Source organism: Streptomyces sp. I05A-00742, assembly GCF_013055795.1.
Classification (GTDB): Bacteria; Actinomycetota; Actinomycetes; order Streptomycetales; family Streptomycetaceae; genus Streptomyces.
In genome coordinates this window covers 35,267-53,782 of sequence record NZ_JABETO010000026.1, presented here as the reverse complement: position 1 = coordinate 53,782, position 18,516 = coordinate 35,267, and the positions used below count along the sequence as shown (strand labels likewise).

Below are 18,516 nucleotides of genomic sequence, written 5' to 3'. Positions count from 1 at the left end.
CGTAGCCAGGGAAGGCGGGCCGGGTCTTGCACGAATCGGACGTGCGCCGAGACGCGTCGGATGTCCCGCGACGCGGCTGATGTGACGTGGGCCACTGCGGCCATCCCTTGACGCCACCGCCGTGTAATCGATTACCTGTCCTCGCGAAAACGATTACACACCCACGGAGGGCGGCCCATGGCGACCATCAAGGACGTGGCCGACCGGGCCGGAGTCTCCGTCGCCACGGTGTCGCGGGTGCTGAACGGCCGCTCGCCCGTGGCCGAGACCCGCGACCGCGTCCTGGCCGCCGTCGCCGAGCTCGGCTACCGGCCCAACGTCGTGGCGCGGGCGCTGCGCACGGCGCGCACCAGGACGCTGGGCCTGGTCATCAGCGACCTGCGGAACACGTTCTTCACCGAACTGGCCGACGCCGTCGAGCAGGAGGCCCGGCGGCTCGGCTACAGCCTGATCATCGGCAACGCCGGGGAGAGCCCGGCCCAGCAGGACGACCACCTCCGCACCCTGCTGGACCGCCGTATCGACGGCCTGATGGTCAGCTCGGCCGGTACCGGCTCGGAGGTGCTGCGCGAGATCGTCGCCTCCGACACCCCGCTGGTCCTGCTGGACCGGTCGGTGCCCGGGGTGGCGGCCCCGTGCGTCCGGGCCGAGGGGCGCACGGCGCTGACCGAACTCGCCGCGCACTTGGCGGCGTTGGGGCGGCGCCGGCCGGCCGTGATCATCGCTCCGGCCGGCACCCCGGTGGGGGACGAGCGGCTGGAGTGCTTCCGCGAGGCGCTCGCCGCGCACGGCATCGCGCTGCCGCCGGAGCGGGCCAGGGCCTCGCCGGACCTGACGCCCGACGGGGGCCGCCGGGTGATGCGGGACCTGCTCGGCCTGCCGGACCCGCCGGACGCCGTGCTGGCCGCCGACAACCTGATGGCCCTCGGCGCGCTGGACGAGATCAGGGCGCGGGGGCTGCGCGTCCCGGACGACGTGGCGCTGGTCGCGTACGACGACGTCGCCTGGTTCGCGCACACCGACCCGCCGCTCACCGCGGTGGCCCAGCCGACGCGGGAGCTGGGCAGGGCGGCGGTGCACACCCTGCTGGAGCGCGTCGAGGGGCGGCCCGCCGATTCCGTCCTGTTGTCGGCGCGGCTGGTGGTGCGCCGCTCGTGCGGCGAACCGGCGCCCTTACGGCGCCCGTTGGAGGGGTGACGGAGCAACGGCACGGCCGGCCGACGGCCACGGAACGAGGAGAGGCGTATGACCGGCGTCAACGGCGACGTGCGGGACGGCCGCGAGGATCCGCCCGAGCGCGCGGAACTGCTGCGCGTGGAGGGCGTGACCAAGTCCTTCCCCGGGGTGAAGGCCCTGGACGGCGTGGACCTGCGCCTGACGGCGGGTGAGGTGCACGTCCTGCTCGGCGAGAACGGGGCCGGCAAGAGCACCCTCATCAAGATGCTCGCCGGCGCCCACCGCCCCGACACGGGCCGCATCCTGGTGGCCGGCGAGGAGGTGGCCGTCCGCTCCGCGCAGGACGCGGAGCGGCTCGGGATCGCCACCATCCACCAGGAGTTCAACCTGGTCCCGGGGCTGACGGTCGCCGAGAACGTCTTCCTCGGCCGGCAGCCGCGCACCCGCCTCGGACTGGTGGACCGGCGGAAAATGAACGCCCGTGCGGCGCGGCTGCTCGACCGCGTCCGCCTCCGCGTGCCCCCGACGGCGCCGGTGGCCGGGCTGGGCATCGCCCAGCTTCAGATGGTGGAGATCGCCAAGGCGCTGAGCCTGGACGCCCGCGTGCTCGTCATGGACGAGCCGACGGCGGTCCTCACCTCCGGGGAGGTCGCGACGCTCTTCGGCATCGTCCGCGAACTGCGCGACAGCGGCGTCGGGATCGTCTTCATCACCCACCACCTGGAGGAGATAGCGGCGCTCGGCGACCGGGTGACCGTCCTCCGGGATGGCCGCAGCGTGGCCGAGGTGCCCGCGTCCACGCCGGAGGACGAGCTGATCCGGCTGATGGTGGGCCGTGACATCACCGAGCAGTACCCGCGCCGCCGCACCGAACCCGGTGCGCCACTGCTGAGGGTTCGGGCGCTCACCCGGCGGGGCGCGGACGGCGCCCCGGGCTTCGAGGACGTGGGTTTCGAGGTGCGCGCCGGGGAGGTCGTGGGCCTGGCCGGGCTGGTGGGCGCGGGCCGCACCGAGGTGGCGCGGGCCGTGTTCGGCGTGGACCGGTACACGGCCGGGACGGTCGAGGTGGACGGCCGGGCGCTGCGCCCGGGTGACGTCCGGGCCGCCATGCGGGCCGGCGTCGGCCTGGTCCCCGAGGACCGCAAGGCCCAGGGACTGCTGCTGGACGCGCCGTTGGACGACAACCTGACGCTGGCGCGGCTCGACCGGGACACCCGTGCGGGGTTCGTCGACCGGCGGGCTCAGCGCCGGGAGGCGGCGGCGATGGCCGACCGGCTGAAGGTGCGGATGAGCGGTCTCGAACAGTCGGCGCGGACGCTGTCCGGCGGCAACCAGCAGAAGATCGTCATCGGCAAGTGGCTGCTGGCCGGGGTCCGGCTGCTGATCCTGGACGAGCCGACGCGCGGCGTCGACGTCGGCGCCAAGGTGGAGATCTACCGGCTCGTCAACGAGCTGACGGCGGCGGGCTGCGGGGTGCTGATGATCTCCAGCGACCTGCCGGAGGTACTGGGAATGAGCGACCGGGTGCTGGTGATGGCGCAGGGCCGCGTCGTGGGCGAGGTGCCGGGCGGCGATCAGAGTCCCGCCGCCCAGGACGCCGTGATGGAGCTGGCCGTCCGGAACGCGGGCGGTGCGGTGACGGGGAACGAGAGCGCGATGGAGGGCTCCGATGTCGGCTGAGGTGATGCGGGTGCCGGGGACCGGCCCGGCACAGTGGTTCACGCGGGCGGTGCTGCGCAACGGCCCGTTGGGCGGTCTGATCGCGCTGGTCGTGGTGATGGCGGCGCTGTCGAAGGATTTCCTGCACGGGCAGAACCTGCTGAACGTCGGGGTCCAGGCGTCGGTCACGGCGATCCTCGCGTTCGGCGTGACGTTCGTGATCGTGTCGGCGGGCATCGACCTGTCGGTGGGTTCGGTGGCGGCGCTCTCCGCCACCGTGGTCGCCTGGGCAGCCACCTCGCAGGGGCTTCCCGTGGTGGTGGCGGTCCTGCTGGGACTGGCCGTCGGCGCGGTGGCGGGGCTGGTCTCCGGTGCGCTGGTGGCGTACGGGAGGCTGCCGGCGTTCATCGCCACCCTGGCCATGCTGTCGGTGGGCCGCGGGCTCGCCCTGGTCATATCGGGGGGCTCCCCGATCGCCTTCCCGTCCTCCGTGAGCCGGCTCGGCGACACGCTGGGCGGCTGGCTGCCGGTGCCGGTGCTGGTCATGGCGGCGATGGGGCTGCTGGCGGCGCTGGTGCTGGGCCGTACGTACACGGGCCGGGCCATGTTCGCGATCGGCGGCAACGAGGAGGCGGCGCGGCTGTCGGGCATCGACGTCAAGCGCCGCAAGCTGGTCGTCTACGCGCTCTCCGGGCTGTTCGCCGCGGTCGCCGGGATCGTCCTGGCCGCCCGGCTGACCTCCGCCCAGCCCCAGGCGGCGACGGGGTACGAGCTGGACGCGATCGCCGCCGTCGTCATCGGCGGGGCCAGCCTGTCCGGCGGGTCCGGCAAGGCGTCCGGCACGCTGATCGGCGCCCTGATCCTCGCGGTGCTGCGCAACGGCCTCAATCTGCTGAGCGTGTCGGCCTTCTGGCAGCAGGTGGCCACGGGCCTGGTCATCGCGGTGGCCGTGCTGCTGGACACGCTGCGCCGCCGGAGCGCGCGATGAGGGGGCGGGGTGTGGCGGCCGCTCTGCTGCTGCTCGGGCTGGGGCTGAGCACCACCGGGTGCGACCGCGGCGGGAACACCGATCTCGGTCTGGCCCTGTCGACCATGAACAACCCGTTCTTCGTGGGCATCAAGAAGGGCGCGCAGGCCGAGGCGAAGGCCCGCGGGCTGAAGATCAACATCACGGACGCGCAGAACGACCCGTCCCAGCAGATCAACCAGATGGAGACGTTCACCAGCCAGAACGTGAAGGCCGCCATCATCAACCCGGTCGACTCCGACGCCGCCGTCCCCGCGGTGGGCGTGGCCAACCGCGCGGACGTCCCGGTGATCTCCATCAACCGCGGGGTCAACGGCGGCACGGTGGGCACGACGATCGCCTCCGACAACGTCGAGGGCGGGCGGCTGGCCGCCAGGACACTCGCCGGGTCCCTGGGCGGCCGGGGGAAGGTCGTCGTCCTGGAGGGGCAGCCCGGTACGTCCGCCGCCCGCGAACGGGGCAAGGGGTTCGAGGACGGGATCAGGGCGTTCCCCGGCATCGAGGTGGTCGCCCGCCAGCCCGCCGACTTCGACCGCACCAAGGGCATGGACGTGATGACCAACCTCCTCCAGGCGCACCGCGGTCTGACCGGGGTCTTCGCCGCCAACGACGAGATGGCGCTCGGCGCGGCCAAGGCCCTGGGCTCCGCGTCGGGCCGGACGGTGAAGGTCGTGGGCTTCGACGGCACGCCCGACGGAATCGCCGCCGTGCGCGACGGCGCCCTGACGGCGACCGTCGCCCAGCAGCCCGAGCTGCTGGGCCGGCAGGCGGTGGACCGGGCGGTCCGGGCCGCGAAGGGCGAGCGGCTGCCGAAGACGGTGAAGGTGCCGGTGGTGCTGGTGACGCGGAAGAACGCGGCGGGGTTCGACGAGTGAGGGTGGGCGGCGTACGCGGGGCGGCTGGCGCGGGGCGGCTCACACGGGGCGGCTGACGCAAGATGGCTCACGCCGGACGGCCCCGGCGGACGACCGGGAACGAGATGAACAAGAAGGACCAGGAACCGGAGACATGATGACGAGCGACAGCGACGGGAACCGGGCGTACGACGTGCTGGTGATCGGTTCGGCCAACGCGGACCTGACGGTCCGGGTGGACCGGCGCCCCGGGCCGGGCGAGACCGTGCTGGGCACGGACCTCGTGGAGTCGTCCGGCGGCAAGGGCGCCAACCAGGCCGCGGCGGCCGCCCGCCTCGGCGCCCGGACCGCCTTGCTGGCGGGCGTGGGTGACGACGCGTACGGCGGGCTGCTGCTGGACGCGCAGCGGGCGGCCGGGGTCGACACCGGTCATGTGCGCGTCGTCGCGGGCGCCAGGACCGGCACGGCGATGATCGTCGTCGGTCCGGACGGCGACAACACGATCGTCGTCTCGCCCGGTGCCAACGCCCTCCTCTCCCCGGAGGACGTGGCGGCGGCCCGGCCGGTCGTCGCCGCCTCGGCCGTGGTCTCCCTGCAGTTGGAGATCCCGCCGGCGACCGTCCGGGCGGCCGCCGCGCTCGCGGTCGACACCGGGACGCGGGTGGTCGTCAACCCCTCCCCCGTGCCCCCCGAGCTCGATCCGTCGCTGCTCGCGGCGGCCGACCCGCTCGTCGTCAACGAGCACGAGGCGCGGCTGCTGTCCGGCGCCGGGGACGGCGACCCGGCCGCCTGGGCACGGGCCCTCCGGGAGCGCGGCGCCCGTTCGGTCGTGGTCACCCTGGGCGCCGCCGGCGCCCTGGTCCTGGACGCCACAGCCGCGGACCCCGTGGCCGTTCCCGGCATCGAGGTGCGCGCGGTCGACACCACGGGGGCGGGCGACGCCTTCACCGGCGCCCTGGCCGCCCGCCTGGCCCGGGGCACCACGCTCGCGGACGCGGCCCGGTTCGCCGTACGGGTGGCCGCCGCCTCGGTGACGAAGCCGGGCGCGCAGCCGTCCTACCCGACGACGGACGAGCTGCCGGAGGCGGGACGGTAGGGCCGGGCAGGGGGGCCGGCAGGGGGTCCAGCCAAGGCGAGCCGAGAAGGGGCAGTGGGATGATCTTGAAGGCGTGAGACCACGTTCCGGACTCATCACCGAAGCTGCGGCGCCTACACGGCCTTCCGTGAGGTCGGCAAGGTGATCCGCACCGTCCAGCTGCTGTGTTACCTCTCGAACCGTGCCGCTCAGGTCCCGGGTGATGGCGGCGACCAACGAGGTCGAGGCGTTCAACGGCTTCTCGGACCGGGTGCGCTTCGGCCAGCACAGCACGGTGACGGCGGACGACCCGGTTGAGCAGGAAAAGGACGTGAAGTTCACCTCCCAGCCGGCCAACTTGCTGAGTTTCCACAACACCCTGGACATCGCCGACGTGATTCGCGAGCTGCTGGCCGAGGGCCGCCCCGTCGATCCGCTCGACCTCCTGCAGGGTCTCCCCCTATCTGACCGAGCACGCCAAGCGATTCGGCGAGTATTCCACCCACGAACTCGGCATCACACCCGGCGACTATGCCGCCCACCTGGATATCGACTTCAGTGCGCTCGGTGACGGGGTGGCAGCGTGATAGAGAGACGATGGGCAGGCCGGGTCGGTGGTGTTACGGAGTTCGCCGCCCAGAACCTACCTGGCCCAAATACTCCCGAGGACGCCAGCGCCTGGAGTAGAAGGCGGGCACGTCATCCAACCAGATCCGACCAGCTGCACCTACTGATGGCCTTTTCTCACGGTGTCTTTCCCAAGGCGACTGTGCTGTCGTCACCGTGCGCCTCCCTTCCGTGTCCGGGAGGGAAAGCGGTCTTCGGCATCGAACACCGCCAGGGAGCGTGCTCCAGGTAGCAGCACTCGTTGCAGATGGCCTTGAAGTGCATCATCCAGGCCTCCCAGCGCTTCGGCGAGATCTTCCGATACATCGCGGGTAATCTCCTCGGCCACGGTATCCAACGGAGTGCGGGGGCCCAGCTTGCTGACCACTGCGGCCGCGCGAGCGGGCGTGAGGAGTGCCGACGCATGGGCCAGGAGCCAGGAGGGAACTCCGGCCGCTCCCTGCGGTGGTGGCAGGTAAGGACGTGCACCGTCGAACCGCTCGTCCTCCGCGAAAGACTTTTGTTTCACCTTGACCACCGGACGCATGCCCGAGTCTGCGAAATCCGCCTCCAGCCACTCGCCGGCCGGTTTGAGAACGTAGCCTTCGGCCAGGTTGTCCACCAATTCGGGCAGCACGAAGAGGGCTGGAACTCTTGTGGGGAAAGCACACGGTAGTTCCTGGAGCTTGTTCAGCGCGCCGCGCCCGAGCACGGGAGGGCAGATGAGCCCTGCGGCCGCCGCGGCCCCGCGCAGAGCACGGTCAGAGATCCAGCAGCGTCCCTCAGCCGTCTCGACCGATGCGTCGAACGGCAGCCAGTGCAGGCCCGGTGCGTACCACACGCCCGTCTGCACCGGCTCGGCCCCGGCAACAGCAGGAACATTCGGGTGCGGGTAACTTCCACCGGCCAGCTCACCGTAGATCGTCACCACCGCAGCGTCACCCCACGCACTGCGCAGTGCGGAGGCGAAACGGGCCACCGCCACCGACAGCACCGGCCAGATTCTGCTCACGCCGAAGAAGCCGTCCAGCGCCTCGTCGCCCAGCAGCTCACGGCGCTTGGCCGGATGAACCCCCGTGCTGTCACATACCACTGCAAAGTGTGCTCCGTGCACCTTCTCCGCTGCGACCCACTCCCGGACCCCGAACACGCCAAGCCCTCCCCTCGCGGAGATCTTGGGATAAGGCCGTAGCGCGGAACTCGCCGTCGCAGCGTCAAACATGAGGAGAATCATGGCTCTCCGTGAAGGCGCAGGCAACCAAGATTCACCATGACGACCCCGAAGGATCAACACTTGCGAGACAGCCACAGAAGCCCGTTCAACGAAGCGGGTGTCCCGGAATTTCAGTGACCGTCAATTATGCTTCGTTTGTTGGAGATTGCCGGACTGGCACCCCGAAGCCCGTGAATCCTTCGAAAACCTCGCGGTTCAACAAGCCCAGATCATGGTCTTCTGACAGATTTTGAGGGTTAGGACGTCACTTGAACCCGCCGCGTTCGATCTCCCGGTCGTCTGAGCCCGCATGCCTGACCGAGACCCTCATCGGACACCTGCAGGAGCTGCGGGCTGGCCGCGGTGCCCGGCCCAGATCGACGGGGAGGGATCCGGTGCCCCCCGGACCTCACCGGCTCAAGGGTGACGCCGACGAGCACGGCCTGCCTGGACCGGGCGGCTCCTAGCGTCGCGAGGGGCGCAACCAGGTCTGTCGCCGTCGTGCAGCACGCCAGGCAGCCGATGCTGTCTCCAGTTCGTCGCGGGTGCGCACGGTGTGCGGGTGCTCAGGGCCCAGCACACGGACGCGGTCAGCGAGGGTCTGTCGCAGCAGGCGTACCGCCTCTTCTTGCTCGCCCATCCCGGCCAGTGCGCCGGCGAGGTTGTGGCGGCTGGTCAGGGTATCGGGGTGGTTGANAGGGTCTGTCGCAGCAGGCGTACCGCCTCTTCTTGCTCGCCCATCCCGGCCAGTGCGCCGGCGAGGTTGTGGCGGCTGGTCAGGGTATCGGGGTGGTTGAGGCCCAGCACACGGATGCGGTCGTCAACGGTCTGCCGGTGCAGGCGGACCGCCTCCGCATGTTCGCCCATCCCGTCCAGGGCGAGACCGAGGCTGTCACGGCTGGCCAGGGTGTGCGGATGCAAGACTCCCAGCACACGGGCGTGGTCATCAAGAACCTCTCTCAGTAGCCGTTCCGCTTCCGCATGCTCGCCCTGCCTGGCCAGTGCGCTGGCGAGGTTGTGGCGGCTGAGCAAGGTGAGGTGATGTTCGGGGCCCAGCACACGGATGCGGTCGTCAACGGTCTGCCGGTGCAGGCGGACCGCCTCCGCATGTTCGCCCATCCCGTCCAGGGCGAGACCGAGGCTGTCACGGCTGGCCAGGGTGCGCGGATGCAAGACTCCCAGCACACGGGCACGGTCGGCGAGGGTGTGCCGCAGCAAAGACACCGCTTCTGCGTGCTGCCCCGTCCCGTCCAGGGCACAGGCGAGGTCATGACGGCTGGTCAGAGTGTCAGGGTGCGCGGGGCCCAGGACACGGCTACGGTCCTCCAGGGTCTGCCGGAGCAGCAGTATCGCCTCAACTGGCTCGCCCATTCCGAACAAAGCGTTGGCCAGGTGGTTGCGGCTGGTCAAGGTGTCGGGGTGCTGGGGGCCCAGGGTGCGGCTCTCGAAGTCGAGGAGGCGTTCGTGGAGCAGACGGGCTGCACTGAAGGCGCCAGCGTGCTCCAGTACTTGCGCGAGCGTGCCGAGAGCGGTGCGGTGATGTGTGGAGAAGCCAGGGTCCGGGAGGTCGAGCAGCATGGGCAGGTGAGGGGCGAGGAGTACGGCGGCAGGCCAACCGGCGCGCCCCTGCTCGTCCACCTCGTGTACGGCCGCGGTCAACCGCTCGGCAAGGGCTCGGTGCCACGTGGCGAGAGGGGATGCCCCGGCCGCCAGAGCGACGGCATTGATCTCTCGGATCAATGGGTGCAGCACCACCTGCGCCGGGTCGCTGATAACCGATGCCTGCCCGGCGTTGCCGGGAGAGTAAGGAAGGCCAAGCAGGCCATACCGGTGCAGACCTGCAAACGCAGCCTCCAACGCTGGGACGGTGACGTCGTCTCCCGTGACGGCGGACAGCAGGTCCGGGGTGATGAGGGACAGCGGGACGGGAGCTTCGGCCAGTACGGCTAGTAGTCGCAACACGGGGCGGGCCAAGGCGTTGCCTTCTCGGGCGAGCTGGTCCAGGGACACCTCCCAGGTGTGCCGCACCACAGTGCGGGCGACTCGCGGATGAGAGGCGTCCGGGTGTTCGGCTCCCAGCAGGAGGGGCAGTTCATGCTCCAGGGCCTGACGGTAGGCGGTGAAGGTGCGGTAGCGGCTGGTAGGCCCGGCCAGGTAAGTACCGGCCGCGTGCAGCGCCAGCGGAAGCCCGCCCAGCCGCATGGCCAGGTCCCTTGCCTGCTCGGCTGTGCCGGCTGCGGGAGCAGCGTCGACCAGGATCTGGCCTGCAGGCTGTGCGGGCAGCGGCTTCAAGGGCAGTAGCCGGGCACGCGGCCCCCATGTCTGCGGGCTGCAATCTCGGCTGGTCATCACCAGCAGGCCTCGGCCGTGTGGGCGGATCCAACCGCGGTAATCGGCCAACGGTTCCCCTGCCGGGCCGATCTCTTGCGGCTCGTCGGCGTTGTCCAACACCAGCAGCCACCGCCGGGCCCGGCCCAGCTGCCGCCACACTACATCGGGCAGACTCGCCCGCCCGGCCCGCGCGGACTCCAACTCTGCCTCGGGCAGCCCACAAACCAGTGCCGTCTGCACCATCTGCTGCGCCAGCTCGGCGGAATCGCGCCAGCGCACCCAAAACACTCGCCAGCCCGCCGCGTTGGCCCGTGAGGCGAGCTGCGCGGCTACCGTTGTCTTGCCCATTCCGCCAGCCGCGCACAACACCGCGAACCGTCCTCGTGGCCGCCGCAGCATGCCTGCCAGCTCGGCCAGCTCGGTTTCGCGTCCGCGCACGCACTCCACATGTGGGGGCCGCAAGGAATCCTGCTGGCCCCTGGCCGGTCGGCCCACCGGCCCCAGCCGCGCCGGCGGTCTTGCCGCAACATCCAGCCGTCGATTCCACAACATCAGCGCGATGCTCGCCACCACCAGCACGGCGAACAGCGGCCAGATCACCCACGCGTGAGCCGCCCATCCTGGCACGACGGCACTGGCGTAGTTGGTCACCAGCCCCAGCCCCGCCGCCACGACTGCAGCAGTCCCCGTCACGGCCGACCCAGCCCACGCACCCTGCCTACGCCGTATCGTCGCCACCCCCTGTCCACCGTCATCAGCATGCCCAAACCGAGACCACCTGCGCAGGAGGTTGAAAGACTGGTGGTCAAGCTGGTGAGGCGCCCCTCTCTCACGACCAGCACCCCCGTTTCGAAAGAGCCGGCAATCAGGTAGCCCCGGTGCCGGGTGGTATCGAACTTGCCGGGTACGTAGCCGCGTACCGGGCTGGGTACTTTCACGCGAACGCCGGCACCGACTGCCGCAGTTGCTCGATCAGGTGGCCGCGGAGGTTCATGCGGCTGATTCAGGCAGACTGCGAGTGCGCTTCGCCCACGGTTGGCGTCTGGACGTGCCCGTTTCTTCCAGCGCCTTCGGCTGGATCATCGGTCTGCGGGGCAGCTACTTCATCAGTTCACTACCTGGTGGCGGCGTGAGGATGCCCGACCGGCCACAGGCTTGAGCGCCGGCTCAAGAGGGCAGCGACTTCTTGAGCCTCCTCCAGCAGATGAGCGAGCACCCGACCGAGACGAAGGCGTCATGCAGCTCCAGACGGCGTTCCCACCGAACGGCGAGACGCTTGAACTGGTGGAGGAGAGCGAAGGTCTGCTCCACGACGTAGCGGAGCTTGCCCAGGCCCCGCATGTCGGGTTGGCCCTTGCGGGAGATGACCGGCAGGATGCCGCGTCGACGCAGCTCATGGCGGTTGGGTTTGCTGTCGTAGCCCTTGTCGCCGAGTAGCGCGTCGGGGCGTTTGCGGGGGTGGCCGATCCGGCCCGCGACCGGTGGGATGCCGTCGACCGGGGTGAGGGTCTGGGTGACGTCGTGGACGTTGGCCGCAGTGGTGATGACGTTGAGCGGGATGCCGCCACCGTCGGTGATCAGGTGGTGCTTGCTGCCGGTCTTGCGACGGTCGACCGGCGACGGGCCCGTCGTGGCACCCCCCCTTTTCGCGCGCACATGGGCGGCGTCCACGCACGCGCGGCTCCAGTCCGGTTCGCCGGCCGCGTTCAGCTCCGCGAGCAGTAGCCGGTGCATCTGGTCGAAGACCCTGGCTTCCTGCCATCGCTCCAGGCGTCTAGCAGGTTTGCCCGGAGCCGAAGCCCAGCCCGGTTACGGCTGACCTGCACCCGGCCGCAAGATCGTGTTACGAGCTCTTAGGGGACCGAAACCCCCTCCGACCACCCTCACGCGCCGCGGCAGTTGACCCCCGGCTCTCCCGGCACACGCACAGGTCCAGGGCGTGTTCGCATCGGTAGCATCCCGGGGTGTCCGGCCCGCAGCCACGAGCCGTCGCGGCAGTCGCGGAGGCGGGCGCGGGGAGCGGGAGTCCCCTGGGAGTCTGCCGATGAAACCACTGATCAGGACCCTCGTGCCGGCGCGGCGGCGGAACGGCCCGGCCGCCGTCGTCGCCGCCGTTGCAGCCGTTGCCGTCTTCGCGTTCCTCGTCCAGCCCGCGGCGGCCCGGGCGGAGGGCAATCACTACACCGGCCACAGAATCGTTCCTCTCCCGCGGGAGCGGGCCGCGGTCCGGGGCCTCGATGTCAGTTCGTACCAGGGTGCCGTGGACTGGCCGGCCGTCGCCGCGGCCGGAGCCGCCTTCGCCTACGTCAAGGCGACCGAGGGGCTCACCTACCGGAACGAGTTCTTCCAGCAGCAGTACGAGGGCTCGGCGGACGCCGGACTGGTGCGCGGCGCCTACCACTTCGCCCGGCCCGACAGCTCGGGCGGCGCCGCCCAGGCCGACGCCTTCCTCGACGGGGGCGGCGGCTGGACGGCCGACGGCCGGACGCTGCCGGGGGCACTCGACATCGAGGGCGTCGCGGCCTCCGACGCCCCGGCCTGCTACGGGCTGGACCAGGAGGGCATGGTCGACTGGATCCGCGCCTTCGCCGAGCGGTACCGGCAGCGCACCGGCCGCCACCCGGTGCTCTACACCAACGTCACCTGGTGGTCACAGTGCACCGGCGGCTCCCGGGCGTTCGCGACGACGCTGCCGCTGTGGGTCGCCAACCACAACGGCACGGCCCACCCCCTGCCCTCCGGCTGGACGACGTACGCCGTCTGGCAGACCGCGGACCACGGCCCCTTCCCCGGGGACCAGGACGTCTTCAACGGATCGCTCCGGGACCTGCGCGCCTTCGCCGAGGGCAGCTGAGCCCCGCCGCCGATCGCAGGCACCACCGCCCAGGGCACGGAATTCGGCAGCCCGGAAGCCCGGAAGCCCGGGAGCCCGGGAGCCCGCTCAAGCGGCGAGCAGGGGACGGGGCCGACGTACGCCCAGGCCCTCAGGAGCGTGGGAGTCGTGGTGGTCACCTCACGGGGCTGCTCCGGCACGGGATCGCGCGTTCCCACGACCATGCCGACGATGCCGCCCTCCACGGTCCCGGGCGGCGGACCGGCCGAACCGAGGGTGGCACGCACCTCGCCGCCGGTGACGGACCGGAGGCGGACCGGGCGTCCCCGTACCTCGGCGAGGACCTCCGCCACCTGGGTGAACGTCAGGTCTTCGCCACATCTCCGGCACGGGCGGCGTCGACCAGGGGGCGGCGGTGCGCCGTGACGTCCCGCATCGCGACGATTCCAGCACCTCGAAGGGACCCCGGTGGCGGCCGCCGCGCCACGCCTGTCTAGCGTTCTCGCCAGGAGTGCCAAGGCTGTACGGCGGAAGAGCGGAGGAACCGGTGCGTCGATCTGTCAGAACATCGTTGCGCCCCCGGGCGGTTGCCCCGACCCGGCCCCTGGGCGGTCACCGTGGCTGACGCGACCGGCGGAACGGACCTCGACCGCGTCACGATCGTCGATCTGCAACGGTCCATGGGAGCGGGTCGGTTGACGTCCGAGGAGCTGACGCGGCACTGCCTGGAGCGGATCGATCGGCTGAACCCCCGCCTCTGTGCGGTGGTCACCGTCAACCCGGACGCGACGGCCCTCGCGCGCCGGAGCGACGACACGCGCCGCTCCCGCGGGGCGCGCGGGCCCTTGGAGGGCATCCCGGTTCTGATCAAGGACAACATCGACACCGCGGACCGGCAGCCGACCACGGCCGGTTCCACGGCCCTGCTGGGGGCCCGGCCGGCGGGGGACGCGTTCCTGGTCGGGCGGCTGCGCGCGGCCGGAGCCGTGCTTCTCGGGAAGACGAACATGACGGAGTGGGCCAACTTCCGTTCGCCCGAGGCCGTCTCGGGCTGGAGCGCCACCGGCGGTCAGACCCGTAACGCCTACGTGCTCGACCGCAGCCCCTCCGGGTCGTCCAGCGGTTCGGCGGTGGCGGCGGCCGCCGGGCTGGCGGTGGTGACGATCGGCACGGAGACCGACGGTTCGATCATCATCCCGGCGGCGCTGAACTCGACGGTGGGGTTCAAGCCCACGCTGGGGATGGTGAGCCGGAACGGCATCGTGCCCATCAGCGCACGTCAGGACACCGCCGGGCCCCTCGCCCGGACCGTGACCGACGCCGCGCTGACCCTGTGGGCGATCCACGGACCCGACCCCGCCGATCCGGAGACCGCGTCGGCAGCCATCACCCTGCCCGCCGACTGGCGCACGGTGCTCGACCGCGACGCACTGCGCGGCGCCCGCATCGGGGTGTGGCGTCAGGGACACACCGGCATCGACGCCGACATGGACCGGGTCTTCGACTGCGCCGTCCGGCGGCTCGAGGACCTGGGCGCCACCGTGGTCGAGGGGGCGGAGGTGCCCAACACGGAAGAGGTGGAGCAACAGCACCTTCTGCCCGCCCTGTTGACGGAGTTCAAGCACGACCTGAACGCGTATCTCGCCGCCACACCGGGCGCGCATCCGGGGGACCTGGCCGGTCTGATCGCGTACAACCTCCGGCATGCCGACACCGAATTGGCCCGTTTCGGCCAGGAGTTCTTCGAGTGGGCGGAGAGGACCGACGGCGACCCGGGCGATCCGGCGTACCGGCGTCACCGGGAGGCCGCGACCCGGCACGCCCGGGAAGCCATCGACGGGACCCTCGCGGCGCACCGGCTCGACGCCATCGTCACCCCCACCGCCCCGCCCGCTCCGCCCATCGGCCACGAGAGGGGTGGCGACTCCTTCGCCAGCTCGACCCTGAACTCCGCGGTGGCCGGATATCCGCACGTCACCGTGCCCGCCGGGTACGCGCGGGGAGCACTGCCGCTGGGCCTGTCGTTCGTGGGGGCGCGCTGCTCCGACGCCCGCCTGCTCGGCTACGCGTACGCCTTCGAGCAGGCCACCCGAGTCCGCACGGCGCCCCGCTGTCTCCCCTCGCTCTCCTGATACTCCGTCACATGTCCTCGAAGTGGAACGCGTTGATGAAGCAGTCCCTCTGCTGCCGCACCGCGAAGACGACGCAGTCGACGAGCGACTGCGCGGTGAGCGGGGAGTGGGCGTCGCGCGGGGTGGTCTCCCACTCCGGGGACAGCGGGTCGACGTTGGTGAAGTCGGGCGGGAACAGGGAGATGACGCGGATGCCCTCCGCGCGCAGCCGCTTGGACAGGATGCCGGTGAACGCCCCCTGGCCGGCCTTCGCCCCGTAGTAGGCGCTGTGGGCGCCGGACGCGGAGTAGTTGGCCGTACCGCATGCCGAGACCATGGTCACGATGTCCGGCCGCGCGGATGCCCGCAGGAGGGGCAGGAAGTGCTTGGTCACCAGGGCGGTGCCCGTCACCGCCGACGACGCCGTCGCCACGATCGCGTCGTCGTCCGCGGAGAGCAGATCCTCGCCCTCCAGCCAGGCGGCGCCGTTGTTGACGAGGATGTCGACGGCGTCGGTCCGTTCGCGGACGGCGGCGGTGAAGGCGCGGACCGACGCGGGGTCACCGATGTCGCAGGCGAAGGCGTGCACGCGCTCGTGGCCCAGCCCCCGGATCTCGTCACGGGTCCTCTCGGCGCCCTCCAGGGAGCGCGCCGAGAGGAAGACCTCGGCGCCGAGCCGGGCGAAGCTGATCGCGAGGGTGCGGCCGAAGTCCCGGGCGGCGCCGGTGATGACGACGCGTCGGTTGTCCAAGGTCACGGGCGGCGTCATGGGGGGGTGTCCTGTCTCTCCCGGTCCGTCTCTCGTCCGTCTCCAATGACTGCCGTCCGTCTCCTACGGCTGCCCGGGTCCGTAGTCGTGCGGGCCACGGTCGCCGCGGCACCGCTGCGCGCACGTCGCCGCCCGCCCCGCCCCGGGGGGGGCGGAGCGGCGTCCGTCACTCCTCGATGGCCCCGCCCACCGTGCGCAGGTGCTCGCGGAAGGTCAGGTCGGGCTCGGTCCGGCGGCGGGCGAGGAAGGTGTCGAAGTGCACCTGTTCGCGCAGCGAGACACCCGCCCGCATCCGTTCGGCCTGGTCCCGTTCGGTGTCGCGGATCGTCGCGGCGAGGGTGAGGAGTTCGTCGGCGCGTGCGGCGGGGATGAAGAGGACACCGTCGTCGTCGCCCAGGACCAGGTCGGTGCGGTCCACCGTCCACTCCCCCACCACGGCGGAGTCCAGCGCGTCCGGCGGCCGGGCGTCGAGGCGCCGGGGGCCGGGCGGGGTCGCGCCCAGGCTGAACACCGGCAGGCCGATCGTCCGCAGGTCGGCCGTGTCTCGGTGCAGACCCCAGATCACGACACCGCTCAGGCCCGCCTGCCGGGCCTCCAGCACCGCGAGGTCGCCGACGCACGCCTCGTCGAGCCGTCCCTCGTTGTCGACGACGAGCACGTCGCCGGGCGCCGCCGTCGCGTACGCCTCCAGGAAGACGTCCACGCTCCCGACGTGCCGGGCCGGACACGCCCGGCCCGCCACGCGGCTGCCCGCGGCGAGCGGACGGAGGTCCGGCGGCGCGCAGCGCACGGGGACGTCGGCGCGCACGCACGCGTCGGCGACGTGGGCTGTCGTCAGCGCGGAGAAGCGCTGCCAAAGTTCGTCATGGTCCATGAGTGATCCCTCCCGTGCCGTGCCCACGCTGTCACGTCCCTCCTGCTCAGCGGGAGGGCTATCCCTGATCCGGGATATTCTCCCGGATGTGAGAGGTGAGGACGAGGCGCACCTCCGCCTGGCCCGCCGGCTGGCGGAGCTGCGGACGGAACGCGACTGGCCGCTCGACGAGCTCGCGCGGCGGACGGGCGTCAGCCGCTCGACGCTGTCCCGGCTGGAGCGGGCGGAGGTCAGCCCGACGGCCGTCCTGCTGGGCAGGCTGTGCGCGGCGTACGGGCGGACGGTGTCCCAGCTGCTGGCCGAGGTCGAAGGCGAACCGCCGCAACTGGTGCGGGCGGGACGGCAGTCGGTGTGGCGGGACGAGAAGGCCGGTTCCGTGCGGCGGTCCGTCTCGCCGCCCCGCCCCGGGCTGCGCGGCGAGATCGTCGAGTGCGTCCTGCGGCCGGGGGCGGACGTCTCCTACGAGGAGCCGCCGGCTCCGGGGCTGGAGCAGCACATCTGGATTCTCGAGGGGGCGCTGGAGGTCACCGCGGCCGGCGGCGTGCACGATCTGCGGGCCGGGGACTGTCTGCGGTTCCGGCTCCGGGGCGTCTCGCGGTTCCGCTGTCCGGGCCCGGGTCCGGTCCGCTACGCCCTGCTAATCGTCATGCCGTGAACCGTCCGGGCCGGCGAGCACGATGTCCGATGACCGCCGGTCGGCGGCGCGGGGCCGGACGAGACTGGCAGCCGTGACCACGATCAGTACGACGCACACGCGCATCGAACCGAACATCCTGTACTTCGGCACCCCCGTGGTGCTGCTCTCGACGGAGAACGAGGACGGGACGCCCAATCTGGCCCCCATGTCCTCGGTCTTCTGGCTCGGCTGGCGGGCCGTGCTCGGGCTCTCCGCACGGGCGCAGACCAGCCGGAACCTGCTCCGCACCCGGGAGTGCGTCCTCAACCTGCCGTCGGACGCCCTCGCCTCCCACGTCGACCGGCTCGCGCTGACCACGGGGGCTCATCCGGTGCCGCAGCGCAAGGCGGACCGCGGGTACCGGTACGTGCCGGACAAGTTCGGGCGGGCTGGCCTCACTCCGGTGGCGTCCGAGACGGTGGCCCCGCCGCGGGTGGCCGAGTGCCCCGTCGCCATGGAGGCCGTGCTCGAAGCGGTGCACCCGATCGGGGAGGACGACGAGCGGCAGCGCGGCTCCATCGTGGCCTTCGAGGTGCGGGTGCAACGGGTGTACGTGCACGACGACATCCGGATGCCGGGCACGGACGACCACATCGACCCCGACGCCTGGCGGCCGCTGGTCATGAGCTTCCAGAAGCTGTACGGGCTCGGGCCGCAGGTCCACGGCTCGACCCTCGCCGACATCCCGGAGCGGTGGTACCGCAGCCCGGATGTCGACCGCGCCCAGGACGTACCGGCGCGCTGAGGCCCGGGCCGGCCGGGTCCCGGCGCCGCACGGCTCAGTCCGCCTCGGGCCAGTCCCAGCCGAGCTGGAGGAACATCCCCAGCCGGTCGCTGACGGCGCGGATCTCCGTGATCCTCCCGTCAGCACCGTCGGCGACGGTGAAGACCCAGATCTGCTCCACCTCGAAGGAGCGTCCGGTCGGGCGGGGCATCCGGGGGTGCTCACCGGTGTGCTTCCCGCTGACGGTCAGCCGGGCCACGACCGTCCCGCCCTCGGCGACGAGCCCGTCCACCCGGATCCCGAGCTCGCCGAAGGCGGCGAGCTGTTGGCGGATCCCTTCGAAGGCCGCGCCCGGCTCATCCGGCTCCCCGAAGATCATCTTGTTGTGGTCCACCACGTCCCGCGCCAGGTAGCGCGGGAGGTCGTCCAGTCTGCGTTCGGAGATCGCCCGAAGGCAGTCCGTGACGAGCTGCTTGCCGGGGTGGGATGCCGTGTCCATGGGGTCCGCTCCTTGATTCTTGCCTTGATTCTTGGATTCCTGGATTCTTACAACGTAAGTTCCGCGGGCTCCATTAGGCTGCTCTTACG

15 protein-coding genes and 2 pseudogenes are annotated in these 18,516 nt (G+C 71.6%); 10 read left to right on the top strand and 7 right to left on the bottom strand.

The window, feature by feature from the left end; genetic code table 11:
- Positions 1 to 177: 177 nt before the first annotated feature.
- From HN013_RS22610 to HN013_RS22585, 5 genes and pseudogenes are all read left to right on the top strand, one after another.
- Entirely contained in the window at positions 178 to 1,197 is a 1,020-nt protein-coding gene (locus HN013_RS22610; RefSeq protein ID WP_171169090.1) for a LacI family DNA-binding transcriptional regulator, read from the top strand.
- A gap of 48 nt (positions 1,198 to 1,245) precedes the next feature.
- The gene (locus tag HN013_RS22605) at positions 1,246 to 2,856 is read left to right on the top strand and encodes a sugar ABC transporter ATP-binding protein (RefSeq protein ID WP_171169088.1); all 1,611 of its coding nucleotides are present in this window, start codon (positions 1,246 to 1,248) and stop codon (positions 2,854 to 2,856) included.
- Positions 2,846 to 4,737 (top strand): annotated as a pseudogene (locus HN013_RS33190) (substrate-binding domain-containing protein). Before HN013_RS22605 ends, HN013_RS33190 begins: the two are co-directional and overlap by 11 nt.
- A 133-nt stretch (positions 4,738 to 4,870) precedes the next feature.
- On the top strand, positions 4,871 to 5,812 hold the full coding sequence (locus tag HN013_RS22590) for a ribokinase (protein WP_398980521.1): 942 nt from the start codon (positions 4,871 to 4,873) through the stop codon (positions 5,810 to 5,812).
- Positions 5,813 to 5,993: 181 nt separating this feature from the next.
- A complete protein-coding gene (locus HN013_RS22585) occupies positions 5,994 to 6,362 on the top strand; it encodes a Tn3 family transposase (RefSeq protein WP_312018686.1) in 369 nt (122 codons plus the stop codon).
- Positions 6,363 to 6,569: 207 nt separating this feature from the next.
- Here the strand turns inward: HN013_RS22585 and HN013_RS22580 are convergent, their stop codons facing one another.
- The 3 genes from HN013_RS22580 to HN013_RS33990 form a co-directional block, all read right to left on the bottom strand.
- Entirely contained in the window at positions 6,570 to 7,619 is a 1,050-nt protein-coding gene (locus HN013_RS22580) for an RNA ligase family protein (protein ID WP_212764680.1), read from the bottom strand.
- Between the two features lie 454 nt (positions 7,620 to 8,073).
- Positions 8,074 to 8,250, bottom strand: a complete 177-nt coding sequence (locus tag HN013_RS34210; protein WP_398980518.1) for a tetratricopeptide repeat protein — start codon at positions 8,248 to 8,250, stop codon at positions 8,074 to 8,076.
- A gap of 35 nt (positions 8,251 to 8,285) precedes the next feature.
- Positions 8,286 to 10,592 (bottom strand): tetratricopeptide repeat protein, encoded by a 2,307-nt coding sequence (locus HN013_RS33990; protein WP_171169072.1) that lies wholly within the window; start codon positions 10,590 to 10,592, stop codon positions 8,286 to 8,288.
- Positions 10,593 to 10,890: 298 nt separating this feature from the next.
- On the opposite strand from HN013_RS33990, the pseudogene HN013_RS34205 reads away from it, so the two are divergent.
- A pseudogene (locus HN013_RS34205) lies at positions 10,891 to 11,100 on the top strand (DUF6188 family protein); the annotation flags it as partial.
- An 8-nt stretch (positions 11,101 to 11,108) separates the two neighbouring features.
- Here the strand turns inward: HN013_RS34205 and HN013_RS22565 are convergent.
- Positions 11,109 to 11,711 carry an IS5 family transposase gene (locus HN013_RS22565; protein ID WP_283247660.1) on the bottom strand — a complete coding sequence of 201 codons (603 nt, stop codon included), beginning with the start codon at positions 11,709 to 11,711 and terminating at the stop codon, positions 11,109 to 11,111.
- A gap of 274 nt (positions 11,712 to 11,985) precedes the next feature.
- On the opposite strand from HN013_RS22565, the gene HN013_RS22560 reads away from it, so the two are divergent.
- Both HN013_RS22560 and HN013_RS22555 read left to right on the top strand, forming a co-directional pair.
- Positions 11,986 to 12,795, top strand: a complete 810-nt coding sequence (locus HN013_RS22560; protein WP_171169070.1) for a GH25 family lysozyme — start codon at positions 11,986 to 11,988, stop codon at positions 12,793 to 12,795.
- 596 nt (positions 12,796 to 13,391) lie between these two features.
- Positions 13,392 to 14,906 (top strand): amidase, encoded by a 1,515-nt coding sequence (locus HN013_RS22555; protein ID WP_312018685.1) that lies wholly within the window; start codon positions 13,392 to 13,394, stop codon positions 14,904 to 14,906.
- Between the two features lie 7 nt (positions 14,907 to 14,913).
- On the opposite strand, the gene HN013_RS22550 is transcribed toward HN013_RS22555, so the two are convergent.
- Together HN013_RS22550 and HN013_RS22545 are read right to left on the bottom strand one after the other, a co-directional pair.
- Positions 14,914 to 15,642, bottom strand: coding sequence for an SDR family oxidoreductase (locus HN013_RS22550; RefSeq protein ID WP_171169134.1), 729 nt, complete (start codon positions 15,640 to 15,642; stop codon positions 14,914 to 14,916).
- Between the two features lie 178 nt (positions 15,643 to 15,820).
- The gene (locus HN013_RS22545) at positions 15,821 to 16,528 is read right to left on the bottom strand and encodes an RraA family protein (protein ID WP_171169068.1); all 708 of its coding nucleotides are present in this window, start codon (positions 16,526 to 16,528) and stop codon (positions 15,821 to 15,823) included.
- Positions 16,529 to 16,616: 88 nt separating this feature from the next.
- Between HN013_RS22545 and HN013_RS22540 the strand changes: the two genes are divergently transcribed.
- Both HN013_RS22540 and HN013_RS22535 read left to right on the top strand, forming a co-directional pair.
- Positions 16,617 to 17,183, top strand: coding sequence for an XRE family transcriptional regulator (locus HN013_RS22540; RefSeq protein WP_312018684.1), 567 nt, complete (start codon positions 16,617 to 16,619; stop codon positions 17,181 to 17,183).
- 73 nt (positions 17,184 to 17,256) lie between these two features.
- Positions 17,257 to 17,949, top strand: coding sequence for a flavin reductase family protein (locus tag HN013_RS22535; protein ID WP_312018683.1), 693 nt, complete (start codon positions 17,257 to 17,259; stop codon positions 17,947 to 17,949).
- A 34-nt stretch (positions 17,950 to 17,983) separates the two neighbouring features.
- Here HN013_RS22535 and HN013_RS22530 read toward each other — a convergent pair whose 3' ends face one another.
- Positions 17,984 to 18,427 carry an ester cyclase gene (locus HN013_RS22530; RefSeq protein ID WP_171169062.1) on the bottom strand — a complete coding sequence of 148 codons (444 nt, stop codon included), beginning with the start codon at positions 18,425 to 18,427 and terminating at the stop codon, positions 17,984 to 17,986.
- Positions 18,428 to 18,516: the final 89 nt, after the last annotated feature.

Bases quoted from the DNA above. Each gene is read 5' to 3' on its own strand.
- HN013_RS22610 (WP_171169090.1), top strand. From the start codon at position 178: ATGGCGACCATCAAGGACGTGGCCGACCGGGCCGGAGTCTCCGTCGCC.
- HN013_RS22605 (WP_171169088.1), top strand. From the start codon at position 1,246: ATGACCGGCGTCAACGGCGACGTGCGGGACGGCCGCGAGGATCCGCCC.
- HN013_RS22590 (WP_398980521.1), top strand. From the start codon at position 4,871: ATGATGACGAGCGACAGCGACGGGAACCGGGCGTACGACGTGCTGGTG.
- HN013_RS22580 (WP_212764680.1), bottom strand. From the start codon at position 7,619: ATGTTTGACGCTGCGACGGCGAGTTCCGCGCTACGGCCTTATCCCAAG.
- HN013_RS34210 (WP_398980518.1), bottom strand. From the start codon at position 8,250: ATGGGCGAGCAAGAAGAGGCGGTACGCCTGCTGCGACAGACCCTCGCT.
- HN013_RS22560 (WP_171169070.1), top strand. From the start codon at position 11,986: ATGAAACCACTGATCAGGACCCTCGTGCCGGCGCGGCGGCGGAACGGC.
- HN013_RS22545 (WP_171169068.1), bottom strand. From the start codon at position 16,528: ATGGACCATGACGAACTTTGGCAGCGCTTCTCCGCGCTGACGACAGCC.
- HN013_RS22530 (WP_171169062.1), bottom strand. From the start codon at position 18,427: ATGGACACGGCATCCCACCCCGGCAAGCAGCTCGTCACGGACTGCCTT.